Source organism: Pedobacter montanisoli, assembly GCF_022809115.1.
Lineage (GTDB): Bacteria > Bacteroidota > Bacteroidia > Sphingobacteriales > Sphingobacteriaceae > Pedobacter > Pedobacter montanisoli.
Genome location: NZ_JALGBH010000001.1, coordinates 767,476 through 791,636, shown reverse-complemented (window position 1 = coordinate 791,636; position 24,161 = coordinate 767,476). Strand labels below are relative to the sequence as shown.

Below are 24,161 nucleotides of genomic sequence, written 5' to 3'. Positions count from 1 at the left end.
ATTATTCTGTATCCTTAATATTATCAATTACGGCATTAAGCGCCGCAACCTTTGCTTCAAGTTCTCTTAGTTTTCTTTCAACCTCTGGCAAGTGTTTAAAAATAACGGTTGATCTCATCCATTCTTTTAATGGTTGGGCCGGACTGCCGTGCCACTGCTTATTTTCTTCGGTATTAAAGTTTATTCCTGCTTTTGCGCCCACCTGAGTTCTTTTGCCCAGATTTAAATGGCCAGCAATACCCACTTGTCCGCCTATTACCGAATTAGAACCAACCTTAGTACTACCAGAAATACCTGTTTGCGCAGCAATAACCGTATGTGATCCCACATCTACATTATGTGCTATCTGGATCAGGTTATCTAATTTTACACCTTCTCTCACATAAGTTGAGCCCATTGTTGCTCTATCTATAGTTGTATTGGCTCCAATTTCTACGTTATCTTCTATAATAACGTTTCCGATCTGCGCAATCTTACTGTAAGAGCCGTTTGCTTGTGGTGCGAAACCAAATCCATCACTGCCTATAACAGTATTGGAATGTATAATTACTTTATTGCCTATCTGGCTGTGTTTATATATTCGCACTCCCGGGTTAATCTGGCAGTTGTCTCCTAGTGTAGCGCCGGCGCCAATAAACACCTGGGCATAAAGTTTAGTATTATTGCCAATAATTGCATTTTCCTCTACACAACAAAAAGGACCTATATATACATTCTCTCCTATTTTAGCTGAAGAATGCACAAAACTCAAGTCTGAAACACCTGATTTATGCTGTTCGCTGTTTAACACTTCATCATACTTTTCTAAAAGAATGGAAAAGGCACTATATGGGTCTTTTACCTTAACCAGAGTACTACTTACCGGCTTTGAAGGTTCAAAACTCTGAGCCACAATTATTACAGAGGCTCCTGTGGTATAAATAAAGTTCTCGTATTTAGGATTAGACAAAAAGCACAAGGAACCCGGAACACCATCTTCTATCTTAGAAAGCCTGTCAACCAATACCTTTTCATCACCTACTATGGTGCCGTTTAAAAATTCGCTAATCTGCTTGGCAGTAAATTGCATCATGCAAAGTTAAATGTTAAAATGAAACGAACAAAAAACCTGTAACGTTAAGATAACGTAATTATCGTACTTTTTTATTTTGTCTTTAGTTAAAATTTGCTAAAACTCTTTAGTGTAACATAAAATATGCTTTTCTACTGTTCTGTCTAATGATTGTATATTAGACAAATCAGAAGCTTTTGCAATGTCAACCAATTTCCCTGTTTTCATCAGAATATTGGTGTTGGCAGTACTCATATTATATGCTCTGTTTTTAATCGTATCCGTAAAAACAAAATAAGAAATCTCTTTCTCATTTAAGCCTAGCTTATTTTTTGTGTTTTCTGTCAGTTGCTTTACACGATTATGATCAGGTTCTTCATTTGTGATCTCTACTTTATATAGCCTTCTGGCTTTTAACATCCTACACATTCTGGCTAAAATCTCATCGTTTGAATCTGCCCACACTTTTATAGCCGCATGGATATCCTGATCGTCAAGTTGGGTAAATTTATTTAAATGGATTTCTTCATTAAAAAAATTCGAACCATTTACATCATTTTGCAGAAAATGTTGCAAGGCAGGAGTAGCAAACAAGATATGTCCTTTAGAAGAAAGCTCTTTAGCTCTTTCAAGTATTTTTACCAACAACTGCTCTGCCGCAATCACTGTTTTATGGAGATATACCTGCCAATACATTAACCTGCGGGCTATTAAGAATTTCTCAACAGAATAAATTCCTTTTTCCTCTATTACCAACTCGTCATTAACCAGGTTAAACATCTTGATAATGCGATCAAAACTGATCACACCTTCACTTACACCGGTAAAAAAGCTATCCCTGTTGAGGTAATCCATTCTGTCTAGATCTACTTGTCCCGAAATAAGCTGGTTGAAAAATGCTCTGTGGTATTGGTTTTTGAAAATTAAAAGCGCAAGATTAAGCTTTCCATCAAATTCTTCATTCAGCTTATTCATGATCAGCTGAGAAATATCCTCATGCTGAATTCCACGAGCAAGAGTGTGTTCTAAGGAATGCGAAAAGGGCCCGTGACCTATGTCATGCAATAAAAGTGCAATTGTGGCGGCCTCTTCTTCTTCTGCACTGATGACATGGCCCTTGTTTCTTAATACTTCTAATGACAGTCCCATTAAATGCATTGCTCCAAGCGCATGATGAAAACGGGTGTGTAATGCTCCGGGGTAAACCAGGTGGGTCATTCCCAATTGCTTAATATATCTTAATCTCTGAAAGTATGGATGCGAGATAAGGTCGTAAATTAAATCTGAAGGAATAGTAATGAATCCATATACCGGATCGTTTATGATTTTCTTTTTGTTCAAATTCTAAAATGTAAATATACGGTACAAAAATTGTTAATTTTATCGACAGTAAAAAAGCGATGTCTTTTTTTACCCGTTAATTTACATAAAAAGGAGAGAAAATGCAGAAAACCAAAATTTTATGGGCCGACGACGAGATCAACCTTCTTAAACCTCATATATTATTGCTGAATGAAAAGGGCTACGATGTTGCTACATTTACCAATGGTAATGATGCTTTGGAAGCGTTCGGAAAAGAGCATTTTGACCTTGTTTTTTTAGATGAAAATATGCCCGGCTTAAGTGGTTTGGAGACACTTACGGCCATTAAAAATATTAGATCGGATATTCCGGTGGTGCTTATCACCAAAAGTGAAGAAGAAAACCTGATGGAAGATGCCATAGGTTCTAAAATAGATGACTATTTAATTAAGCCTGTTAATCCAAAGCAGGTTCTTTTAACCATTAAAAAGTTAATTGATAATAAACGTTTAGTTAGCGAAAAAACGTCATCGGCTTATCAGCAAGATTTTAGAAAGTTGGGCATGACCCTTAATGATAAGTTAAGCTATGATGAATGGGTAGATGTTTATAAAAAACTGGTTTTCTGGGAACTTGAATTAGAAAAACTTGATGATCCCCAAATGCATGAGATTTTAACTATGCAGAAATCTGAGGCTAATGCGCAATTTTCTAAATTTGTTGAAGACCATTATTTAAACTGGATAAATGATAAAGACCCCGCTCCTTTATTTTCTCATCAATTATTAAAAAATAAAGTTTTCCCTTTAATCAATAGCGGAACACCTGTTTTTTTCATTCTGATTGACAACCTGAGATATGACCAGTGGAAAGTTATTCATCCGCTTATCACAGAACATTTTAGGCTTGAGGAAGAAGATATTTATTGTAGCATTTTACCTACAGCCACTCAATACGCCCGTAATGCCATTTTTTCTGGGCTAATGCCTCTGGATATGGAAAAAAGATTTCCGGCTCTGTGGCAGAACGATGATGACGAAGGAGGGAAAAATCTGCATGAAGAGGCTTTCCTTTCAGACAATATTAAGCGTACTTTAAGAAAAGAGTGCAGGTTTTCATATCATAAAGTCTTAACCTTTGATCAGGGCAAAGACCTTACAGATCAGGTAAACAATTTAATGCACAATGATTTCAATGCTATCGTTTACAATTTTGTGGATATGCTTTCGCATGCCAGAACTGATATGCAAATGATTAGAGAGCTTGCCAACGATGATGCTGCTTACAGATCTATTACCTTATCATGGTTTGAGCATTCGCCTTTGCTTGATCTTCTTAAGAAATTAGCCCAAAAACGGGTTAAAATAGTTTTAACCACAGATCACGGAACCATCAGGGTAAAGCATCCAAGCAAAGTTATTGGTGACAGATCTACCAATACTAATTTACGTTATAAACAGGGCAAAAACCTTAATTTTAACCCTAAGGAGGTGTTTCTTATCAAAAACCCTCATGAGGCCAAATTACCGAAGATCAATATCAGTTCTAATTACATTTTTGCAAAAGAAGACCAGTATTTCGTGTATCAGAACAACTACAATCAGTTTGTAAATTACTATAATGAAACTTTTCAGCATGGAGGTATTTCTATGGAAGAGATGATTATCCCGATTGTAACTTATACTTCAAAATAGAGCAAGATGATTATTGAAATAAATAGTGAAGACGAGCTTAATGAGGTTGCAAAAAGCTTACTCAAATTTGCACAAGGTCAAAAGTTTATTGTGTTTGAAGGAGACATGGCAGCTGGAAAAACCACGTTTATTAAAGCTTTTTGTAAAGCATTGGGTTCTGAAGATATTATTAACAGCCCTACATTTTCAATTGTAAACGAATATGACAGTACTCACGGCATTATCTTCCACTTTGATTTTTACCGCCTTAAAAACATACAGGAAGCTTATGATATCGGATATGAAGAATATTTTTACAGTAATTTATATTGCCTGGTAGAATGGCCTCAAAAAGTAGAGGAACTGTTGCCTGATCATTATATAAAGGTTAAAATAGATCTTTACGGACCTTCGGGACGCAGATTTGAGTTTACAAGATTTTAAATTATTAATCCGTTAGCCGTCTTTTTTTGCTAACTTTATAATATTATAACCAGCTAATACTCATGGCCTCAGGATTAAAAGATGTTATAGCGAGCATTGCGCAAAGAGGACTAATTCAAACGCAGGAAGCTTTACTAAAAACGGATAAAAAAAATAACAGCCTCTATATTGGTATTCCTAAAGAAACTTCTTTTCAGGAGGCCAGAATTGCGCTAACTCCTTTATCCGTTGCTTTATTGATTAATAATGGCCATAAAGTCATTATTGAAGCCGGAGCCGGTGATGGCGCTAACTTTTCTGATAAAGATTACAGTGAACAAGGAGCTCAGATTTCTTACAATAAAAAGGATATTTGGGCGGCCGATATCATCGTTAAGGTGGCTCCTCCCTGTTTGGAAGAAATAGAGCTCATGCACAAAGGACAAACCCTTATTTCTTCTTTGCAGTTTGGTATGTTAAAAGAGCCTGTATTAAAAGCTCTTTTAGAAAAAAAGATCAATGGTCTTTGCTTTGAATACCTGCGTGACGAAGGGAATGTTTTAAGTGTTGTACGGGCTATGGGCGAAATAGTGGGTGCAGCATCGATCTTCATTGCGGCTGAGTATTTAAGTAGTGTACATGATGGGAAAGGTTTAATGTTAGGTGGATTCACAGGAGTTCCGCCAACAGAAATTGTAATCTTAGGTGCAGGTACCGTGGGTGAATACGCTGCAAGAACCGCCTTGTCTTTAGGTGCAGAAGTAAAAGTGTTTGACAGTTCAATTTTTAAACTCCGTCGTTTACAAAATAATTTAGGAAGCCGTGTTTTTACTTCGGTAATGCAGCCCATTGTTTTAGAAAAAGCCATTACAACCTGCGATGTGGTTATTGGTGCTATCCGTTCTGAACATGGCCGTAGTCCTTGCGTGGTTACAGAAGAAACAGTGAGTAAAATGAAACCTTTTTCAGTTGTGGTAGATGTAAGTATTGATCAGGGGGGCTGTTTCGAGACTTCAAGAGTAACCAATCATAAAGACCCGGTTTTTATTAAATATGGCGTAACGCATTATGGCGTTCCCAACATTGCTTCGAGAGTGCCAAGAACCGCTTCATATGCTTTAACAAACATTTTTGCTCCGATATTGGTAGATATTGGCGAAATGGGAGGGCTTATGAACATGATATGGAGTAAACCTGGAATAAGGGAAGGTTTATATTGCTACAGAGGTCATTTAACCAATAAAGATTTGGCCAACTTGTTTAATCTTCCTTATAAGGATTTGGATCTTCTTGTTCTTTCTAATCAATAAACCATGAAACTAATCTTACCTTTTCTTTTTTTCTGTATCACTACTTTGGGCTATGCACAAAATCCTTATGGTTTAGATATTATCAGCAATTACAATGTATACAAAAAAAGTGTGGCCCAAAATGCAGATAATGAACTTATAGAGATAAAAAAAGCTATTCCTTCTGTTGTTCTAGACATCAGGTATGCCACAACTAATAACTTTATGCGCCAAGTGATGTACAAACAGGCCCGAGCATTTGCACGCAAACCTGTTGTAGAAAAACTAAAGATTATACAGGCTCAGCTAAAAAAAGATGGTTACGGGTTAAAAATTTTTGATGGTTACAGGCCTTATGCTGTTACGATTTCTTTTTATGAAAAAGCCACAGATAAAGCATTTGTTGCCAATCCGAATAAAGGCTCAAAACATAACAGAGGCTGTGCGTTAGATTTAACCCTTATCGACCTTAAAACAGGTAAGGATATTCCTATGCCTACGCCTTACGACAGCTTTGAGGAAGCTGCATCACCTACTTATGCCTATCTACCGGCTAATATTATTAAAACCCGCGATTATTTGATTAAAATCATGCATAACAACGGCTTTAAAGTCGTTAACAATGAATGGTGGCATTTTGATTTTAACGGGTGGCAGAATTACAGCCTGATGGATATTCCTTTTGAAGCTTTATAATTCAACTATTTAGTTATCCCCGTATTTACTTACTTCCACATCGGTTTTATTTGCTTTAACAAGTAAGGTAAAAATATAGCCATATTCTTCATCTTTTATTTCTTTAACAGAAGCCTGGCCCCCAAAAGCTTTGATCAATGGCAGAATAGTATTAGAGTGACCTACAATCAGAATTTTTTTCCCTTCGCTATACTTTCTAATTCTTTCTGCTAAAAGTTCTGGTTTGGCAGGATCATAAGTATTTATAACCAAACCTATCCGGTCTGCCAGGGGAAAAGCTGTAAATTTGGTTCTTTTATAAGGTGTAGAAAAAATAGAATCGATTCCTTTCCCTTTTAATTCTTTCATTAATGTTTCTGCCCTTATTTTTCCTTGTTCAGATAGGTCCGGATCTTTATCTGCAACATTACTGATGTCTTTTTCTGCATGTCTTACAATCCATATTTTAACTGATTTCTGTGCTTTAAGATTTAAACTTAAGATAACAGATAGGAAAAGGAATAGAATTAATTTTCTCATGTCATTAGGATTTTAAAGCTGATTTTAATTGTTCTATTTGTTGTTTTGAATGCCAGCTGCAAATAATGATCCTGTTTATAACAGGGCTGCTTGTAGTTGGATAGGGAAACGACGAAACCAAGATATTATTTTTAAGCAGTTTCTTCTCCAGATCTTCTCCTTTATACAAAAAAACCGGAAAATCCTTGGCAAAATGCCAGTTACTCGTTTCAAGGAATAAAGAGACTTCTTTATTCAACAACATTAATTGCTCGTAAGATTGCCCGTAAATATCTCCGGCATGCATAAAGGCATATAGTCCCGCAGCAGATGATGGAGAGGCTCCTATAAATTCATCTGTTTGTTTTAATTCTTCAATTAGCCGTTGAGGTCCTAAAATCAATCCGGCATCAACGCCTAAAGCTTTAGCCATTGAAGCCACAAGCAAAACTTGAACGTGATCTGTTTGAGGTACAGATTTCAAGACGCTGCTTCCTTCATTCAATACCCCTATACCATGCGAATCATCTACAATTAGAATAACTTCTTTGCCGGGATTGATTTTACTGATAAACGAAAAATCATAAATCTCTGGCCAAAGGTTGTTAATGGAATTACTGACCAAAACCCATTTTTGTTGCTTGCTTTGGTTAATTTCTCTCAACAGATCTTCTGTCCATTGGGTAAATGTTCCCTGAACTCCCGGATCACCATTTATCCATAGGGAAGGATGCGTAGCCGGGGCATATCTTAACGTTCCCCTATTTGCAAAATGAGCTACCGTTAGCTTTGCGGCAAGATAGCCACTTGAGGAGACTAAAGCGCTCTCTGTTCCATATTTCGACGCCGTAAAGGCTTCAAATTCGTTGTAAATACCTAGTTGTACATTGTTACCTCTACTGGTTCCGTTATTGAGTCCGTATTTTTTTATTCCTTCAATAAAAAGTTTTATAAAGGATGTGTTCTGCGGTATTCCCAGATAGGCCGTACCACCAAAATAAAGATAGTTTTTACCTTCTATTTCTATAGATGGTGCTAACGCCTTATTAAGATTTTTAAACTTGTCTTCAATGTTCATTAGTATTTCCGTCCTAATTGATCATTTGCTGCTTTAATTAAAGAATTGGCATTGTTAGAATCGTTTGCAAACTCCCAGAACATAATACCATTTGCCTGTTCTTTTGCCAACTGGGTTTTCAGTTTAATGGTATTTATGCCGTTAAACCAATAATCTACTCCTGCCAGTGTTACTTTATCCTGAGTTATATCTAAACCCGCAGTTTCAAATTCTCTGTACGCTTTAGAACTTCCCGCTGCGTTTTTACCATATAAGGGCATACCCAATACTGCTTTATTTTTGGGTAATCCTTTTGTATTAAGCCAGACGTCTGTACTATAAACACTCATTTTATAGCTTGCGTGCTGATTAGGATCATCTTTATCCCAAGTCTGGCCATCGTACTGCATAATATTAAAAAAGTCAATATACGGATAAACCTCTGGTTTAATACCATCGCGAATTCCTCCTGTGTACACTGCGGGCGTTACGGCAGCACTTAAAAATTTACCTGTTTTATGCAGTTCGGTCGATAATTCCCTCATCAATAATGTATAATTATCTGCTGATTCAACACCCAGAGATGTAGAAGGGTACTCCCAATCCATATCTACGCCATCAAGATTGTTCCGTTTAGCAAAATCTACAATAGCTGTTACAAATTTTGTACGGGCAGCAGAAGATTTAGCAATATTTTCAAAAACGGTTTTAGCTCCCGAAACCGATATGCCGAATTTTACTTTATTGGCTTTGGCATTTGCCGAGACTGTACCAAAACGCACAGATTGAGATAAAGCTTTTAACGAGCCATCTGCAACATCTGCAGGCTCTAAAAATGCATAAAAAAGATGGGTAATCATTTTATACTTATTTATATCTACTGTAGCAGGATCCCGATAGCTTGGCATATAAGCCACAATTTTAAAACTGTTGTCTTCTATGTAGGGCGTTGGTACTGTTTCTACAGGTTTAGTATCATTAACTTCTGGTAAAGGATCAGATTTTTTACAGGATGTTACAAAAAAAAGAAGAGCGCCTACTACTGGTAAAATTCTTTTATACATTTTTATTTAGCAAGCTGAGAAGAAAAAAATTCAAATTGTTGTTTAATAGATTTAGCCCAATAAGTACGGTTGTGTTTTCCGGGCTGCGAAATATAGGTGGCATTAAGGTTCAGTTCATCGCATTTTTGCTTAAGATTGTTATTGGATTTATAGAACATATCTTCATTTCCACAATCGAAAATTATAGGTTTGGCATTTCCTTTTAGTAATTGAATATTATCTATTACCGAGTACTTTTTCCATAGCTCCCCTTCTGCGTGTTCTTCTCCCAACAATGCCGCTATGCCATATTTTCCAAAACTGTCTAACAAACGTACACCTCCGCTTGTACTACCCGCACCGCTAAACAACTCTGGTCTTTTAATGAAAAAATATAGCGCACCGTGTCCACCCATGCTTAACCCACTGATAAAGATATTACCTGTATCTACTTTGTATTTTTTCATAATATCCGGGTAAAGCTCATCAAAGAAAAAGCTTTCATATTGCCAGTCTTTTTTAACTGGGCTATTGATATACCAGCTATTGTTTAAACCATCCGGACACACAATTGTAAAACCATACTTATCTGCATATTTCTGCGCATCCATAATGGAGTTCCATTGCCTATAGGTTCCACCATAGCCATGCAAAAGAAAAATAACAGGTGTTTTTTCCTTTTGGAAATTGTTCTTTGGTGTAAATACCCAAACAGTATCAGGCTTAGACAGGTTTTTACTCTGATAAACTAACTGATCCTGGGCTGAGGCCAAAAAGCCTCCTGATATAAATAAAGAGAAAAAGAGCAGCTTTTTAACGGTTTTCATATTTAAGCACTGCTAAAAATTATCGTGTATATAGGTAACTATCCGCACCATTTCATTTCTAACTTCAGAGGTAGGCATCACAAAATTGTTATTCATAAATGAAAATAAAAACAATTTGCCCTTTTTCGTAATAATATAGCCACTTTGGTTATGGTTATTACTTAACGTTCCGGTTTTGCCAAAAACAAAAGGATGATCCGTTTTCGGATATGCATTTCTCAGGGTTCCAGCTTTACCACCTGCCGGCAGCATATTAAATAATTTCTGCTGGTTGTTTTCTTCCTGATATATTTTTTCAAGAAGCTTTATAATATCTCTCGGCGTAAAAAGATTTCCTCTCGATAATCCCGAACCATCTACCCAACTGATTTTTTGAGGCAAATCACTAAGGTATTTTTCTTCTATGTACTTAATTACTTTCCTGGTATTAAGCTCTAAGCCTAATTTATCGGCATAGGTGAGCAACAGCTGCTCTGCCACGAAGTTATCTGAGGGCAGCATCAACCGCTTTAATATTGTATCCGTTTTCAGATTGTAAATGGTTTTTGCATTGGTTGGCATTTTTTCATCAATTACCTCTATTTGTTTTTTCAAAGTATCTGTAAGTAAGTTAAGGGTAAGACCTAAGCTTACTTTATAAGGAATTTCCTGACTAAAATTATTTGGAACAACTACATTTGGTATGGTAAAATGATTTTGCAGAAAATCTCTTTTAACATTAAAATTGCCCTGTGTTTTTGCATTATCAACACTCACACATGAAGAAAATAACTGAGGAGAAACCTGAATACCTCCTTTTTTATTTGAGGTTATGGTTACAAGATTGTCCATAAGAGGCAACTCATTAATTTCTGCCTGATAATAATCATTATAATCATCCCACTGCCAGCCATTACCATAAAAATCACCGGTGTACCGGCCTGGTGCGTAAAAAAGTTTTTTATTGGTGTTTTTTAAGAAGTTAAACGCTTTGGTTCCTTTTAAGCTGGTATGCAAAAAAGACGGATCGCCCGTTCCCCAGAAAATCAATGAATCTCCTCTTTCTACATAACGCAATGAAGGGATAGAATCTGGAGCTACTTTTAAACCTGCATAAAAAGTAAACAATTTGGTATTTGATGCGGGGGTAAAGTACCGATCTCCGTTATGCTCAAATATCATTTCTTTATTGGCCAAATCATATAAGGCAAAGCCATAAAGGTATTTATCTGTGACCTTTGAGTTTTTAAATTCGTTCTTAACCTTTTTTGCGATAATCTGATTAGTTTTACACGCGGTAAAGCTTAGGGCAAATAGTAAAACAGCAGCTATTTTAGCCAGCCTCAAATACTTTTTAAACATGTATTTTGATTTAGTTGTGTTTATTATGGCTTCGAATTTATTAATTTAGTTTTATGAAGTTTCACAAAAAGAACAATTGTGTTAATTTTTTTTGTTTTTGCGGCATCGTTCTTTTATTGATAACTTCTGTTTTCAAAAAAGCTCAGGCTCAGTATTTTCAGTTTCCTGAACACCGAAAAAGACAAACTCTTTCATTCGAACTGGTAAAAAATATTGCCATTATTAAACTTTACATTAATGACAAGGGCCCTTTTAATTTTATTTTAGATACAGGTGTTGATCCGATGGTTGTTACAGACCCTTCCCTAAAAGAAAGTTTAAAAGTAAATAACACCCGCAAAATAATGATAACGGGTTATGATAATACCAATACCGTTGAGGCTTATGTTACACATGAGTTACCGGTAAAAATAGGCGATGCAGAAGCATTAAATTCTCCGGTAGTTTTTCTTAAAGAAGATGTTTTTAATCTTTCGGGTTATTTAGGTAAAAAGATATCCGGATTAATTGGTTATAACTTTTTCAGCAGCTTCGTAATTAAAATAAATTACATTAACAGAACGTTTACTTTTTATTCTCCAAAGAAAAGAGTTAATCCAAAGGGCGATAAAATTCCATTTGAATTTATCAACCATAAGCCTCATATTACTGCACAAATTCGTTTTAACCAAAGCACCTACCCTGTTAAATTGATTGTAGATTGTGGTGCCAGTCATTCTTTATCTTTAGAAACATTTAACAATCAATCTTTTGCTGTACCTTCTCCAAACATTGATGCAAATTTGGGTGTTGGCTTAACTGGGGTAATTAGCGGTAAGAAAGCCCGAATCGATTGGTTAAAAATAGGTCGTTTCGATTTTAACAATGTTATCTCCAGTTTTCCTGAACTTATCCCTGATAGTGTTAAAAAAATAGCCCGTAATGGCAATTTAGGTGCCGAGGTCTTGAATCGCTTTAACGTTACTTTTGATTATGCCAATCAGGCTATGTACCTGAAAAAAAACAGCCGGTACACAGATCCTTTTGAAGATGACATGATGGGCATTGAAATTTATATGGAAGAGGGGCCTCCATCACGTTATCTGATTACAAGAGTAGACGAAGGTTCTGTAGCGCAGAAAGCAGGCATACTGCCTAACGACGAGATCATTGCACTAAACTTTAAACCCATAGATAGTTATACCATAGACGAAATAGCCAATTTGTTTAAAGCCCGCGATGGCAATGCCATTTTAATGGAATGCTGGCGGAAAGATCAAAGAATTATTAAGTTAATCCGATTAAAAAAAAGAATATAAGCCATGTTCAAACAATTTATTTGCGTAACCGCCTTTTTAGCGCTTTTCTCTTCATCATTTGCACAACAAGCCGATTCAGTTGTTTTTGTAAACGCCCATTGGAGCAAAAAGAAAGTTTCTAAACGTACACACCTGCTTACTCATCATTTCAATGAGAAAAATCTTTTTGCAGCAAACCAGAATATTTCTTACCTGGAGGTAAAGAACAGAGGCGAGAAACCTTTCATTGCTTTCGGTTTTGATCCCCGTGTACTTAAAGAAACCAGAACTTTCGCAGATGAAAATAATGCTTTTGCAGCCATCAACGGCACTTTTTTCGACATCAAGAACGGTGGCTCTGTAGATTACTTACGTGTTAACGGTCAAACCGTAAACGAAAACCAGTTAGGAAAAGGTGGTAACAGAGCTCTTCACCAAAGAGCAGCCATTGTGATTGATCACAACAAACTGCAAATCAAAAAATGGGATGGTAGTACCGATTGGGAAAAAAACCTGGGCGAAAGCAACGTAATGTTAAGCGGTCCTTTGCTTATTATAAACAACCAAAAAGAAACATTAGATACAGTTGCTTTTAACAAATTGCGCCATCCACGTACGGCAATTGGTATAAAACCCAATGGTAACCTGTTATTTTTAACCGTAGATGGACGGAATGAAAATTCTGATGGAATGAGTTTATTTGAGTTAAGTAAAATTATGAGCTGGCTGGGTTGTACCAGTGCTATTAATTTAGATGGTGGTGGCTCTACTACTCTTTGGGTAAGAGGCCAGAATGAAAACGGTGTAGTCAATTATCCATCAGATAATAAAAAATGGGATCATAACGGTCAGCGTAAAGTAGCTAACGTAATTTTATTAAAAACATCTCCTAAACAATAATATATTTGCGGCCAAATCGTTTGCGATGGCATTATGAAAGTTCATTTTAAACTCTTTTCTATATATAGTCTACTTATTTTCAGTAGTATTTTTCTTTTTTCATGTGGTGGTTCTGAGCAACAAAATTCTTCTGCTAAAAAACAAAAGCCCGATAAAGAACTTACTTTTAGAGAAATAAACGGTATTCGTTATTATGAAGTGAAACGCCGTTTCAGTAACGGACTGTCTTTTAACAAAGATGGTTTTATGCAGGTTCCAACCTGGATTATAGAATATAAGCATCCGGATACTATGTTAGCTTATAGCCCTGAGAAAAAAGGTATGGAAGCATTTTACTTGCATTTTGATCATGGAAGGGTATATAACTTTGCCCGCGAATACTTCAGGTTAAGGATGGTTACCAAAGACAGCATTATATTACAGCGTTTAGAAGTAAAAGCTAGAATGATAGCAGGCGGAGAAGTTTCGGATGTAAACTCAACTTATTATACACTGGATTATATTCAAAATGTTCTTAAAACAACCATAGGCGAATTACAACGCCCCACAAAAGCTGATACAGCATACATCAAATCACTTTCAGAAAGAACATATAGAAATCCTGGTAATCCCGATACTGCATTTGCCGCAACAGAACCCGTAATATTTAAGCCTAAAAGTAATTTTGTTACTGCCTCAAAGATCAATGAAAGAGATACAATGAATAACCGGCAATCTTATGCTTACATGTATCCTGAATATCGGTTAGAAATAAAAAGGGCTTATAGAGATTTTAATTACAGATTTTCTGTAGTTGTTGATGTAAAGGGTAACCTGTATGTAAACCGGGTTGAAGGTGTAATGCCAGATGATATGCCTGCCAGAAAAAAATTATTGCAGGGCATTACCGATGTTTACCTTAAAAACCTGTTTACTGTAGTTCCAGGCAAAACTTTGGGTATTCCTCATTCAAGTGAAGTAACCGTAAATCTAAAGGGCATTTTTTCACAGTAGCGTGTCATAAAAAATATTTTTTCAATGTATTTGCTTCTTTTTGCTTTTTTAGAAATTTAAATCCGTACATTGCACCTTATTTAAAATTAATTCTAATGCAAGAAGGAACAGTAAAATTCTTTAATGTTACAAAAGGCTTCGGATTTATCATTCCTACAAACGGAGGTCCTGAAGTTTTTGTACACTCAACCGGTCTTATTGACGAAATTCGTGAAAACGATAAAGTACAATTTGATGTTGAGCAAGGTAGAAAAGGCTTAAATGCCGTTAATGTGAAAGTAATCTAATTATTATCATATATTTTTTTTTACCAAAAAGGGCGATGAATAAAATCATCGCCTTTTTTATGTTTAAGCCTTTCAAATAACAGTTCTGGCTCGTTTGTGGTGATATAACCTATATTCCGCTCAATCAATTTATCCATCTCCTTTGCATCATTTACCGTCCATGCATTGGTACTCAGGCCTATTTCAGTAGCTTTTTCTATCCAGTTATTTTTATTTAAGATTGTATAATGGTAATCAAAACCAGAAAGCCCGTTTTTTTTTAATTGCTCTGGATCTATATTGGCTTCTAAGTATGAAACTTTCGCTCCTTTTTCATGGGTAACCAGATATTGGCAAATATGATAGCTGAAACTAATGTATTCTATCCAATCCCGAGCTTTTAACTTATGCACGGTTTGCAATATTTTTTGCGTAAGCAAAACTTCCAGATCATTACTTTTTTGAGGTTTGATTTCTAATATCAGTTTCGTAGATTGCTGAGATAAAGCAGCTTTTATATAAGATTCTAAAGTGGGGATATACTCTCCGTTACTCAGTTGTTTCGCTCGCAATTGCTGATAAGTTGAGGTTGCAATGGGCAATCCCATAAAATCAGGATCATGGTTAACTACAGGAATACTATCTGATGTGAGCTGTACATCAAATTCAGAACCGTAACAATTTAACCTGATGGCTTCCTGCAATGACGCGATTGAGTTTTGAGGTAAATTTTTAGCTTTCCACGCTCCTCTGTGTGCAATAACCTTATTCATATTCCAGGTGCTATGATTTTGTGCCATTATTTTTGTGCTGAGTACCAACACCAAAAAAACTGATCTGATTAAATTCATTTTATTTAAAATTACAAATTGAGCAACATTTAATGGTATTTGCGTTATAAATGCATCTACTTTTTTTAACTTTAGTTTTCGTTAATACCTGATATGGGCAGCAATTACGATTTATTGATCGAAAAGATAAACGAATTTATCCGTAAATTCTATCTCAATAAACTTTTGAGGGGTAGCATATATGCGGCTACAACTCTATTGGCTTTATATCTTATCCTCTTTGTCTGGGTGTATTACAGTTATCCCGGAACTACAGCAAAAACCATTTCCTTTTTTGCTTTTATGATCATCGCTCTCGCAGCTATCATTTTCTGGATTGTTAAACCTGCTTTATCTTATTTTAATTTAGGACGAATTATCAGCTTTGAGGAGGCCGCTAATTTAATTGGCAATCATTTTTTTAATGTTAAAGATAGATTATTAAATACGCTGCAACTGCATGAACTGGTAAAAACATCTTCGCAAAATACAGATCTTATTCTTGCTGGTATAGATCAGAAGATCAGCGAATTAAAACCTATCCCTTTTACGCAGGCAGTAAACATAGGTGACAATAGAAAATATCTTAAATTTCTGTTTATTCCTTTAAGCATTATCTTATTGATTGCTATTATAGCTCCTACCATACTAAAAGAAGGCACTCATGGATTTATTCGCTATGATCAGGAAATACTCCCAAAAGCTCCTTTCGATTTTATTTTAGAAAACAAATCTCTTATGGTTACACAGGGAGATGATATTACCCTGAAACTAAAATTAAAAGGCGATAATTTTCCTCAGGATATTTATGTGGAAGATGGCCGTAATTCTTACAAGTTAGAAAAAGAGAACATCAGCACTTTCTCTTATACATTTAAAAACTTACAACAGAGTAAGCATTTATTTTTTAATGGTGGAGGATTTAGATCGGCCTCTTACCTTATTGAGGTAAAATCCAGACCAGGCCTGTTAAACATAAGTGCTCGTCTGGTATTTCCTGCTTATTTAAACCGAAAAAATGAACAGATTGCCAACGCAGGAGATCTGTTGGTACCCGAGGGCACAAAAATAATCTGGACCTTAAGAACAGAGAATAGTGATAAGATTGACTTTACTTTACAAAAACGAAAAGAAGTCATTGTGGTAAAAGACAACATTGCACAATTCAATGCTGTTTTAAGGCGTAATGCCGATTATAGTGTAACTCCGCTCAATGGCTTTGTTGCCAACCGTGATACTTTAAAACACCAGATCAATGTTATTAATGATCAGTATCCGGCAATCACCGTTACTGAAACACCTGACAGTTTAAGCCGTAAAGCGCTTTATTTTAGCGGAAATACTACTGACGATTATGGCTTTTCTTCGCTCAGATTTAAGTTTATCATTAAGGAAAAGAACCGGAAAATAAATGAAACCTCAACAATAATTCCAATCAAAAATAACCAGACGGAGAACAGCTTTTTCTTTTTGTGGAATCTTAAGAATATTGAGCTGAAACCTGGTCAGCAGATAGAATATTTTTTTGAAGTAGCAGATAATGATGGGGTAAATGGTCCTAAAATAACCCGATCAGAAACCAAAATTTATCAGGAACCAACTCAACAGCAAATAGCTGAACAGATTACCGAAAACAGCAATACGCTTAAACAAAAGGTAGAGCAAACCATAAAACTGGCCAATACCATAGAAAAAGAGAGCAAAAAATTAAGCGAAAACCTCCTTCAAAAAAAATCACTCACCTTTGAGGATAAAAAAGCAATAGATCAATTGCTCGAAAAACAAAAACAACTTGACCAGTCTATCAAAGACATTAAAGAACAGAATCAGAAAAACTCTTTCCAAAAGGAAGAAAATAATGCCTTGAACGAAGAACTTAAAGAAAAACAAAAGAAAATAGACGACCTGTTTAATAATGTTCTGGATGAAAAAACCCGTGATCTGCTTAAGAAATTACAACAGCTCATGGATCAGAATAATAAAGACCAAACCCGTAATGAACTGTCTAAAATGCAAATGGATAACAAGTCATTAAAGAACGAGTTAGATCGTATTTTAGAATTGTACAAGCAACTGGAATTTGAACAGAACCTGCAAAATAAAATAGATAGGCTTAATGATCTGGGCCAACAACAAAATGAGTTGAGCAAGCAAAGTAAGGACAAAAATACACCTGTAAGTGATCTGAAGGAAAAACAGGATCAGCTTAACAAAGAATTTAATGATCTGAAGAAGGAGTTGAAACAGTTGGATGAAAAAAATCAAGGTTTGGAGCGCCCTAACAACTTTAAAAACCCAGATAAAGAAACTGCAGATATTGAAAAAAACCAAAAAGAAAGCAGTGATCAGCTTAACCAGAACAACAAGCAAAAAGCTTCGGATAAACAGCAGAAAGCAGCCCAACAAATGCAGGATCTGGCTCAGCAAATGCAGGAGCAGCAACAAGCTGGAGCAGAGCAGGAAAATAAAGTAAATGTGCAGGAACTCCGAAAAATTCTGGAAAACCTGTTAAATGCTTCTTTTGAGCAGGAAAAGGTTATGCTTGCTTTGAGAAAAATGTCTTCAACAGATCCTGGCTACGTGGCTCAGGCACAACAGCAGAGTCTCATTAAAGATAATATGAAAACAATTGCCGATAGTTTACATTCGCTTGCCAAAAGAGTTCCACAGATAGAAAGTACCGTTAATGACGAAGTAGAAAAGATCAATTTCAATATCGGTAAAGCTTTAGAGCTTTTAGGTGACAGAAGAACTCCTGAAGCCAATCGTTCGCAACAGTTTGCCATGACATCCATTAACAACCTTGCTTTAATGCTCAACGAAGCGTTGGAACAACTTCAGAACGCAATGAAGAACTCTAAAGGCGGTAAGGGAAAAGGACAACAAAGCTTACAGGAATTGCAAAAAATGCAGGAACAGCTTAACAAGAACATGCAAAATGCCAAAGAAAAAATGCAGCAGGAGGGCAATAAAGGAACTGTGCCTAAAGGGCAAATGAGCCAAGAATTTGCAAAGATGGCACAACAGCAGCAGATGATAAGAGAAGCCTTAGAGAAACTTAACCGCGAAGAAAACAAAGACGGAAAAAACGGAATGGGTAATCTTGATCAAACGGTACAGGAAATGAAGAAAACGGAGAATGAGTTGGTAAATAAGCGCATATCAGAAGAGACTATGAACCGCCAACGCAATCTAATGGTTAAATTGTTGGAAGCAGAAAAAGCACAAAGAGAACAAGACGAAAGCTCGAAAAGAGAAAGTAAATCGGGAAAAGAATTTCCGCCACAATATAAGCAGATGTTAGATAAATTCAATAAGCAACAGCTTACAGAAACAGAATTGCTCCAAAAACTTCCACCTAACCTCAATTATTATTACAAAATTAAGGTGGCCGAATATTTCAAATTACTAAATTCGCCTCGTTAATCAACCCGTAGAGAATCAGCTCATGGCAAAAATCAATTTTTTTAACGAAGACACCACTTATAACCTTAAAGGAAAACGGACTTTAAAAAGCTGGATAGAAAAGGTTATTACTGCCGAAGGTTATCAATTGGAGGAATTGAACTTTATTTTTTGCTCAGACGAGTTTTTATTGCGTATAAATCAAGATTTTTTACAGCATGACTATTATACTGATGTCATCACTTTTGATAACTCAGAGAAGCCGAAAACCATAGTGAGCGATATTTTTATCAGTATAGATCGAGTTAAAGATAATGCCAAACAAAATAATGCTACTACATACGATGAACTTTGTCGCATTATGATACACGGAACGCTTCACCTTTTAGGCTATAGGGATAAAACATCAAAAGAAAAATCTTTAATGACCCAAAAGGAAGATTTCTGCTTAGGCTTACGCTAATTCTTATTCTGTTTTTTGCAACATTTTGCAGGTTTAACCATGTTATTCCTGATGACTTCTTTTTGTTTGGAAAATTTTATATTTTGGTTTTATTATAAAAACTAACCAAACACCTGTTTTAAGCTATGAATTTCAAGTTAACATCAAGCAATGTTGCAAGACTACTTGCATCCTTAATGCTCTTTTCTGCGGTTTTATCTTCCTGTTCTAAGAAAGGAGACCCTAAACCCGAAGAAATACAGAAACCTAAATCAGAGGCTAAAGATCTGAGTGGTCTGAGCATCCTAAAATCTGAGAACCCCTCATTAACGGGTGATGGTTATGTTTACAAGTCGGGAGCTAAATTTTATGTAACCTTACCAATGGGTTCAACAATCAATGCCGTTAAAGTTAAATTCATCTTTTCAGATAACGCGACCTTAAAAGTTAACGGATCGGCTGTTTCTGGCAATACCGCAACTGTAGATTTGAATAACACACAAGAAGTAGAAATTACTTCAGAAAGCGGTTTCAAATCAAATTATACTATTCTTGCTCAGGTAGGAATCAAAGAAATTGACGAAATGGTCTATCCTTTCATAGAAAAATATGGCATGCCTGCAGTATCTTATGCGATCGGAAAAAACAGCATAGAAAATCTGGTTTATAAAAATGCTACAGGTTTTGCTGTGGTAGAAACAAAAGAACGGGTAAGACCTGATTATATGTTCAGACTGGCTTCCATGTCTAAACAACACACGGCTATCGCCATTATGACTTTAATTCAGCAGGGCAAAATAGGTATTGACGACTTAGTTTTTGGCCCCACAGGAATTCTTAAAGATTCTTTTCCATCGGTAGGGCCAAAATCTGCAAAGGTTACGGTTAGACATTTACTGGAACATACAGCCGGCTATACCGGAGATCCAATGTTTTCTGCCACTTATAATGGTTATACATTAGATCAGCGCATACAGGTTATGCTCAATTCAACACAAAGTGAGCCTGGAACCGTTTTCTATTATTACAACATGGGCTATGGCGTTTTAGGGAAAATTATAGAAGTGGTTTCAGGAAAAGATTATGAAACTTATTTAAAAGAAATATATGCGCCAACAGGGGCACAAGTTTACATTTGTGGAACCAGCCCCAATCAGAGGCGACAGAAAGAAGTGGCTTATTATGCTCAAAATGGCTCATCTGGTTATGGCAATGATATGAATGTTGCAAAAGCAGCGGGAGGCGTGCTGATCAACACAGAAGATCTGTTCAAAGTATTATATAGCGTAGATGGAGGTACCATTAGGCAGGATATTTTAAATTCAGCCACAAGAACATTAATGTTCACGCCTTCAACCGTAACCAAAGGTTATGCAAAAGGATGGCGAACCAATCACTCCCTTTTCAATGGTTTTTACCATGGGGGTAATCTGGCCGGAACAGCAACCTTTTGGATATATGGCGAAGATTACAGCGTTGCCGTATTATTGAACTCAAGAAGCGAAGACAGCCAGTTTGATGTTGACCTGATTGTGTTAACAAACAACATTATGAAAAAAGCCAAAGAATTAGGCTTATAATAAAAAAGCGGAGATAGCCTCCGCTTTTTTATTTTTTTAAGGTACAAGTAAAATATAAAGCAGGTAACAAAATATTAATCCTGCAACTGCGGTAACTACTCCCGATACTCGTTTCTTTTTTATGAAAAGTAACAGGATCAATCCTGTTAATGAAATAATGATAAGGAATAGTGCCGAAACATCAATGACCAAGGCCCAGCCCTTTCCTGAATCACGACCTTTATGAAGATCGTTCATCAGTGCCATCAATCCCATTTTTATTTCTGTTATCTCATATTTGCCCGTTTCTCTGTCTATAAAAACATCGCATGAATATGCCGGGCCTTTAAAAGTAACCGCTACCTCATAATCATCTGTTTTAAATTCAGTAACAGCTCCCCTAACACCGTATTTATTTCTGATAAACTCTACGATTTCTAATTTGGCTATTTTACCTGTATCGGGCATATTTACCCATTTTACGTTTAGCTGGCCTGAATTTTTAACATCAATCTGCTTATCACCACCAAACCAGGAAGGATGATTTAATGTTAATCCTGTAAAAGCAAAAAACAGAACAATGGCAAAGCTTATCATCGAAAGATAAATATGCAGCCATCGCGATAATTTTGCTAGTTCTTTCTTGGGCTTTTTGGCTTTAGATGTTGTTGTTTTCTTAATCTCTGCCACTTATTTTTTCTTTACAAAATCAAAAACAACATTTGATATTTCTACATTTCCCGCATTAGTTGCACGTTTAGCTGATTTTTTTAGCTCCATAGGCTGACGTAAAATCTCATCAGTACCATGCTCTTTAGAAGTTTCTATGATAATAGTATAATTCCCTTGGGCTACATAATTACCATTATCATCTTTACCATCCCATTTTATAGTGTATTTACCCGGATTTCTGGTTGCACCTGTAACAGAAGCATAATTTTCTTTATCTGCTTTAAAGCGCTCTCCGTTTATACGATACCAATTTCTAAGATCAGGAACCCATTTAGTTTTATTATACATTAAAGCTAGGTTTCTAACCGGTTCTCTTTTGTCATTCTCAACCCATATAGCCACAAACGGACGGTGCGTATTTCCTTGAATGGCATTAAATTCAAAGTTGACAATTAACTCATATTTTGCATCCCAAGGTTTTTCTGCCTGATTAAAGGCTACTGAAGGATTAATTGTTTTAATGATATGATCTTCTTTTACCAGATAATCTTTCCAATTATCGCTCTCTATAATTTGGCCGTTTTTAGTTACAATAAGATAGGCTGCGCCTTCAACAGTTTTAGCCAATTCTTTACTTTCATTTACATTTAAAACATTAAAAGCAGTTGCCAATGCTCCGGCATCAGTTGCACTTGGTGCAATTACTGTGGCGCTGATGATCTCATTAACTGGTTGAGCGGTTTTAGGATTAATAATGTGTGAATACCATTCTTTACCTATCTGGAAGCCTCTGCGGTAATTACCGCTGGTTGCTACAGCATTATTGCCAACATTTAATTTAGCTAAAGGCAAATCGTTTTCTGCATTGGCTAAAGGATTAGTTACATAAATTAAATCTTTCTCGTCTCCTTTAATAACCAGATCTCCTCCAATGTTTACTACGATATTATCAATTTTTGCCGTTTTTAATGCTGCTTCGCAAGCCTTGTTAATAATATAGCTCTTTGCAAAAGTATTCATAGCTAAAGGAGCATTATCTAACCTTGTAGCCATTAAATGTTTCTGATCTAACATATAATGTTGCTCTTGCATTTGACTAACAGCTAAAGCAAGTTCTGCTTTCGACGGTTTTTTCTGACTTTTTTCAGCTTGTGCCCATAAATTCCCTGCAACTGCAGCAGATACATTTAAGGCTCCATTAGTTTTTGTTTTCCATTGCTCAAACAGATTAAGCATTTCAAACAGTTCGGCAGAAACCTTAATCGGTTTATTCATTCCGGCGATCATCCACTTATTAATTTCGCTATTACGATCATACGAGCTTAAAATTGCCGAAAGCCTTTTAATTTCAGTTAAAGCGGCCTGTTCTGCCAGTTCTACCTGTTTTTCTGAAGCACTAATTATTTTGAACTCTAAAGAAGTACCTAAAACATTTTCATAGTTATTTACATAGAGTTGTTTAAGGGGTTTTTCATCTGCTTTTACTGTAGAAATAGAAAGTGATAACCCTAACGCCAATATCAAGGCTGAGAATTTCATATCTTATTAAGTTTAATTCTAAATAATAAGCAAATGTAAAAGCCTTATTTTATATAAACGATTCTTTCAGAATTTTTTTTAGCTACCACTCAATTAATTTATAAAAAGTTTTGTCGAAAAATAATGCCCGTTCGTCGATAAGTACGGTTTGCATGTATAATACAGGGCATAGTCATGCAACCTTTTTAACTGTTTACGGTCTTATAGATGTAACCAGTTGATTAACAGGTTAAGAAAAAGACACACAAATTTTTAAATATATTAAAATAACACACAAATGAAAACCTCTATTAAAAACATTATTATTTTAAGCATAAGCGCATTTACTTTAATATGCTCTGATTTTACAGCCCATGCAGCTGAAACAAGTAAAAAGGTTACTACCCTTGCTGAAATCAGAACTTTTAACCAGCTTAACGTAAGTGGCAATGTAGAAATCATTGTAGTACAAAGTGAAACACCGGGCGTTAAAGTTTACGATAGTTATTATTCAAAAAATGCCTTAGTACAAGAAAAAAATGGCGAGTTAAGAATTAGTTCTTTTGATAAAGAGCCTCTAACAGTAGTTGTTTATGCCAACACATTAAAATCTATCACTGCAAGCGGAAATGCCAACGTACGTACTTTAGGAAAATTCTCTGGATTATCATTAGACATTGATCTTAAAGATAATGCAAATGCAACTTTAAATAGCCAGACTTTAAGTCTTTCTGCTAAAGTAAATGACAAAGCACAGCTAACCCTAACAGGTAGCTCAAATGAGTACAATGCAGTATTAAATAATTTGGCAAAACTTAATCTAAATCAGTTTGTTACAGAGAGTACAAACATTGAAACACAAAATTTAGTTAGTCAAAACAAAAGCATAAATACACTTGTTATTTCACAAACACTTTAAAAATCATTATACATCATAAATTTAGTTTAGTTTTAGTTAGTTAGAAAATGCGGGTGGATGTCCGCATTTTCTGCTTTTATAACTCTTCACTCCTTATAACATCTGTATCATTTTTATCGCTTTATGCTCCAATCTGGGTATAATTTAACTATTTTGTAAGTATAAATCTGTTCATTATGA

The 24,161-nt window shown here is 35.7% G+C and carries 22 protein-coding genes; 12 read left to right on the top strand and 10 right to left on the bottom strand.

All coding sequences use genetic code 11. From position 1 onward, the window contains the following. Position 1: 1 nt before the first annotated feature. Together lpxD and MMF97_RS03480 are read right to left on the bottom strand one after the other, a co-directional pair. A complete protein-coding gene (gene lpxD / locus MMF97_RS03485; protein ID WP_243361161.1) occupies positions 2-1,069 on the bottom strand; it encodes a UDP-3-O-(3-hydroxymyristoyl)glucosamine N-acyltransferase in 1,068 nt (355 codons plus the stop codon). 99 nt (positions 1,070-1,168) lie between these two features. Further along, a complete protein-coding gene (locus tag MMF97_RS03480) occupies positions 1,169-2,392 on the bottom strand; it encodes an HD domain-containing protein (protein WP_243359209.1) in 1,224 nt (407 codons plus the stop codon). A gap of 101 nt (positions 2,393-2,493) precedes the next feature. Between MMF97_RS03480 and porX the strand changes: the two genes are divergently transcribed. The 4 genes from porX to MMF97_RS03460 all read left to right on the top strand — a co-directional run bounded on the left by porX (position 2,494) and on the right by MMF97_RS03460 (position 6,434). Beyond that, positions 2,494-4,047 (top strand): T9SS response regulator signal transducer PorX, encoded by a 1,554-nt coding sequence (gene porX, locus MMF97_RS03475; protein WP_243359207.1) that lies wholly within the window; start codon positions 2,494-2,496, stop codon positions 4,045-4,047. A 6-nt stretch (positions 4,048-4,053) separates the two neighbouring features. Further along, entirely contained in the window at positions 4,054-4,470 is a 417-nt protein-coding gene (tsaE, locus tag MMF97_RS03470) for a tRNA (adenosine(37)-N6)-threonylcarbamoyltransferase complex ATPase subunit type 1 TsaE (protein WP_243359205.1), read from the top strand. A gap of 62 nt (positions 4,471-4,532) precedes the next feature. Continuing rightward, positions 4,533-5,759 carry an alanine dehydrogenase gene (locus MMF97_RS03465; RefSeq protein WP_243359195.1) on the top strand — a complete coding sequence of 409 codons (1,227 nt, stop codon included), beginning with the start codon at positions 4,533-4,535 and terminating at the stop codon, positions 5,757-5,759. Between the two features lie 3 nt (positions 5,760-5,762). Then, positions 5,763-6,434 (top strand): M15 family metallopeptidase, encoded by a 672-nt coding sequence (locus tag MMF97_RS03460; protein WP_243359193.1) that lies wholly within the window; start codon positions 5,763-5,765, stop codon positions 6,432-6,434. A 9-nt stretch (positions 6,435-6,443) separates the two neighbouring features. On the opposite strand, the gene MMF97_RS03455 is transcribed toward MMF97_RS03460, so the two are convergent. The 5 genes from MMF97_RS03455 to MMF97_RS03435 are packed head-to-tail and all read right to left on the bottom strand — an operon-like array spanning position 6,444 to position 11,200. Then, positions 6,444-6,953, bottom strand: coding sequence for a histidine phosphatase family protein (locus tag MMF97_RS03455; protein WP_243359192.1), 510 nt, complete (start codon positions 6,951-6,953; stop codon positions 6,444-6,446). A 4-nt stretch (positions 6,954-6,957) separates the two neighbouring features. After that, a complete protein-coding gene (locus MMF97_RS03450; RefSeq protein WP_243359191.1) occupies positions 6,958-8,010 on the bottom strand; it encodes an aminotransferase class I/II-fold pyridoxal phosphate-dependent enzyme in 1,053 nt (350 codons plus the stop codon). Continuing rightward, complete coding sequence (locus MMF97_RS03445) at positions 8,010-9,053, bottom strand: glycosyl hydrolase family 18 protein (RefSeq protein WP_243359187.1); 1,044 nt, start codon at positions 9,051-9,053, stop codon at positions 8,010-8,012. Before MMF97_RS03445 ends, MMF97_RS03450 begins: the two co-directional genes overlap by 1 nt. 2 nt (positions 9,054-9,055) lie before the next feature. Further along, positions 9,056-9,859, bottom strand: a complete 804-nt coding sequence (locus tag MMF97_RS03440) for an alpha/beta hydrolase (RefSeq protein WP_243359177.1) — start codon at positions 9,857-9,859, stop codon at positions 9,056-9,058. 12 nt (positions 9,860-9,871) lie between these two features. Then, on the bottom strand, positions 9,872-11,200 hold the full coding sequence (locus MMF97_RS03435) for a D-alanyl-D-alanine carboxypeptidase (protein ID WP_243359175.1): 1,329 nt from the start codon (positions 11,198-11,200) through the stop codon (positions 9,872-9,874). Between the two features lie 116 nt (positions 11,201-11,316). Here MMF97_RS03435 and MMF97_RS03430 point away from each other — a divergent pair, with 116 nt between their 5' ends. The 4 genes from MMF97_RS03430 (at position 11,317) to MMF97_RS03415 (ending at position 14,657) form a co-directional block, all read left to right on the top strand. After that, entirely contained in the window at positions 11,317-12,498 is a 1,182-nt protein-coding gene (locus MMF97_RS03430; protein ID WP_243359173.1) for an aspartyl protease family protein, read from the top strand. Between the two features lie 3 nt (positions 12,499-12,501). Next, entirely contained in the window at positions 12,502-13,377 is an 876-nt protein-coding gene (locus MMF97_RS03425) for a phosphodiester glycosidase family protein (RefSeq protein WP_243359172.1), read from the top strand. 33 nt (positions 13,378-13,410) lie between these two features. Further along, positions 13,411-14,370 (top strand): hypothetical protein, encoded by a 960-nt coding sequence (locus tag MMF97_RS03420; protein ID WP_243359171.1) that lies wholly within the window; start codon positions 13,411-13,413, stop codon positions 14,368-14,370. Between the two features lie 95 nt (positions 14,371-14,465). Further along, positions 14,466-14,657, top strand: a complete 192-nt coding sequence (locus tag MMF97_RS03415; RefSeq protein WP_243359170.1) for a cold-shock protein — start codon at positions 14,466-14,468, stop codon at positions 14,655-14,657. A 20-nt stretch (positions 14,658-14,677) separates the two neighbouring features. On the opposite strand, the gene MMF97_RS03410 is transcribed toward MMF97_RS03415, so the two are convergent. Further along, positions 14,678-15,487 (bottom strand): glycerophosphodiester phosphodiesterase, encoded by an 810-nt coding sequence (locus MMF97_RS03410; RefSeq protein WP_243359168.1) that lies wholly within the window; start codon positions 15,485-15,487, stop codon positions 14,678-14,680. Positions 15,488-15,580: 93 nt separating this feature from the next. Here MMF97_RS03410 and MMF97_RS03405 point away from each other — a divergent pair, with 93 nt between their 5' ends. From MMF97_RS03405 to MMF97_RS03395, 3 genes are all read left to right on the top strand, one after another. Then, positions 15,581-18,892 carry a DUF4175 family protein gene (locus MMF97_RS03405; RefSeq protein ID WP_243359166.1) on the top strand — a complete coding sequence of 1,104 codons (3,312 nt, stop codon included), beginning with the start codon at positions 15,581-15,583 and terminating at the stop codon, positions 18,890-18,892. A 22-nt stretch (positions 18,893-18,914) separates the two neighbouring features. After that, positions 18,915-19,334 carry an rRNA maturation RNase YbeY gene (ybeY, locus tag MMF97_RS03400; protein ID WP_243359164.1) on the top strand — a complete coding sequence of 140 codons (420 nt, stop codon included), beginning with the start codon at positions 18,915-18,917 and terminating at the stop codon, positions 19,332-19,334. Positions 19,335-19,459: 125 nt separating this feature from the next. Next, on the top strand, positions 19,460-20,893 hold the full coding sequence (locus MMF97_RS03395) for a serine hydrolase domain-containing protein (RefSeq protein ID WP_243359162.1): 1,434 nt from the start codon (positions 19,460-19,462) through the stop codon (positions 20,891-20,893). Positions 20,894-20,929: 36 nt separating this feature from the next. On the opposite strand, the gene MMF97_RS03390 is transcribed toward MMF97_RS03395, so the two are convergent. Continuing rightward, positions 20,930-21,562 carry a PepSY-associated TM helix domain-containing protein gene (locus tag MMF97_RS03390; protein WP_243359161.1) on the bottom strand — a complete coding sequence of 211 codons (633 nt, stop codon included), beginning with the start codon at positions 21,560-21,562 and terminating at the stop codon, positions 20,930-20,932. After that, positions 21,563-23,083 carry a DUF2271 domain-containing protein gene (locus MMF97_RS03385; protein ID WP_243359160.1) on the bottom strand — a complete coding sequence of 507 codons (1,521 nt, stop codon included), beginning with the start codon at positions 23,081-23,083 and terminating at the stop codon, positions 21,563-21,565. Between the two features lie 277 nt (positions 23,084-23,360). On the opposite strand from MMF97_RS03385, the gene MMF97_RS03380 reads away from it, so the two are divergent. Beyond that, positions 23,361-23,981 carry a GIN domain-containing protein gene (locus MMF97_RS03380; RefSeq protein WP_243359158.1) on the top strand — a complete coding sequence of 207 codons (621 nt, stop codon included), beginning with the start codon at positions 23,361-23,363 and terminating at the stop codon, positions 23,979-23,981. Positions 23,982-24,161 lie beyond the last annotated feature (180 nt).

What these genes read in the sequence shown, in the direction of transcription:
- MMF97_RS03405 (WP_243359166.1), top strand. Translation starts at nt 15,581, where the DNA reads ATGGGCAGCAATTACGATTTATTGATCGAAAAGATAAACGAATTTATC.
- MMF97_RS03395 (WP_243359162.1), top strand. Translation starts at nt 19,460, where the DNA reads ATGAATTTCAAGTTAACATCAAGCAATGTTGCAAGACTACTTGCATCC.
- MMF97_RS03460 (WP_243359193.1), top strand. Translation starts at nt 5,763, where the DNA reads ATGAAACTAATCTTACCTTTTCTTTTTTTCTGTATCACTACTTTGGGC.
- MMF97_RS03465 (WP_243359195.1), top strand. Translation starts at nt 4,533, where the DNA reads ATGGCCTCAGGATTAAAAGATGTTATAGCGAGCATTGCGCAAAGAGGA.
- ybeY (WP_243359164.1), top strand. Translation starts at nt 18,915, where the DNA reads ATGGCAAAAATCAATTTTTTTAACGAAGACACCACTTATAACCTTAAA.
- MMF97_RS03445 (WP_243359187.1), bottom strand. Translation starts at nt 9,053, where the DNA reads ATGTATAAAAGAATTTTACCAGTAGTAGGCGCTCTTCTTTTTTTTGTA.
- MMF97_RS03380 (WP_243359158.1), top strand. Translation starts at nt 23,361, where the DNA reads ATGAAAACCTCTATTAAAAACATTATTATTTTAAGCATAAGCGCATTT.
- MMF97_RS03410 (WP_243359168.1), bottom strand. Translation starts at nt 15,487, where the DNA reads ATGAATTTAATCAGATCAGTTTTTTTGGTGTTGGTACTCAGCACAAAA.
- MMF97_RS03435 (WP_243359175.1), bottom strand. Translation starts at nt 11,200, where the DNA reads ATGTTTAAAAAGTATTTGAGGCTGGCTAAAATAGCTGCTGTTTTACTA.
- MMF97_RS03420 (WP_243359171.1), top strand. Translation starts at nt 13,411, where the DNA reads ATGAAAGTTCATTTTAAACTCTTTTCTATATATAGTCTACTTATTTTC.
- MMF97_RS03425 (WP_243359172.1), top strand. Translation starts at nt 12,502, where the DNA reads ATGTTCAAACAATTTATTTGCGTAACCGCCTTTTTAGCGCTTTTCTCT.
- MMF97_RS03450 (WP_243359191.1), bottom strand. Translation starts at nt 8,010, where the DNA reads ATGAACATTGAAGACAAGTTTAAAAATCTTAATAAGGCGTTAGCACCA.
- MMF97_RS03440 (WP_243359177.1), bottom strand. Translation starts at nt 9,859, where the DNA reads ATGAAAACCGTTAAAAAGCTGCTCTTTTTCTCTTTATTTATATCAGGA.
- MMF97_RS03385 (WP_243359160.1), bottom strand. Translation starts at nt 23,083, where the DNA reads ATGAAATTCTCAGCCTTGATATTGGCGTTAGGGTTATCACTTTCTATT.
- tsaE (WP_243359205.1), top strand. Translation starts at nt 4,054, where the DNA reads ATGATTATTGAAATAAATAGTGAAGACGAGCTTAATGAGGTTGCAAAA.
- lpxD (WP_243361161.1), bottom strand. Translation starts at nt 1,069, where the DNA reads ATGCAATTTACTGCCAAGCAGATTAGCGAATTTTTAAACGGCACCATA.
- MMF97_RS03415 (WP_243359170.1), top strand. Translation starts at nt 14,466, where the DNA reads ATGCAAGAAGGAACAGTAAAATTCTTTAATGTTACAAAAGGCTTCGGA.
- porX (WP_243359207.1), top strand. Translation starts at nt 2,494, where the DNA reads ATGCAGAAAACCAAAATTTTATGGGCCGACGACGAGATCAACCTTCTT.
- MMF97_RS03455 (WP_243359192.1), bottom strand. Translation starts at nt 6,953, where the DNA reads ATGAGAAAATTAATTCTATTCCTTTTCCTATCTGTTATCTTAAGTTTA.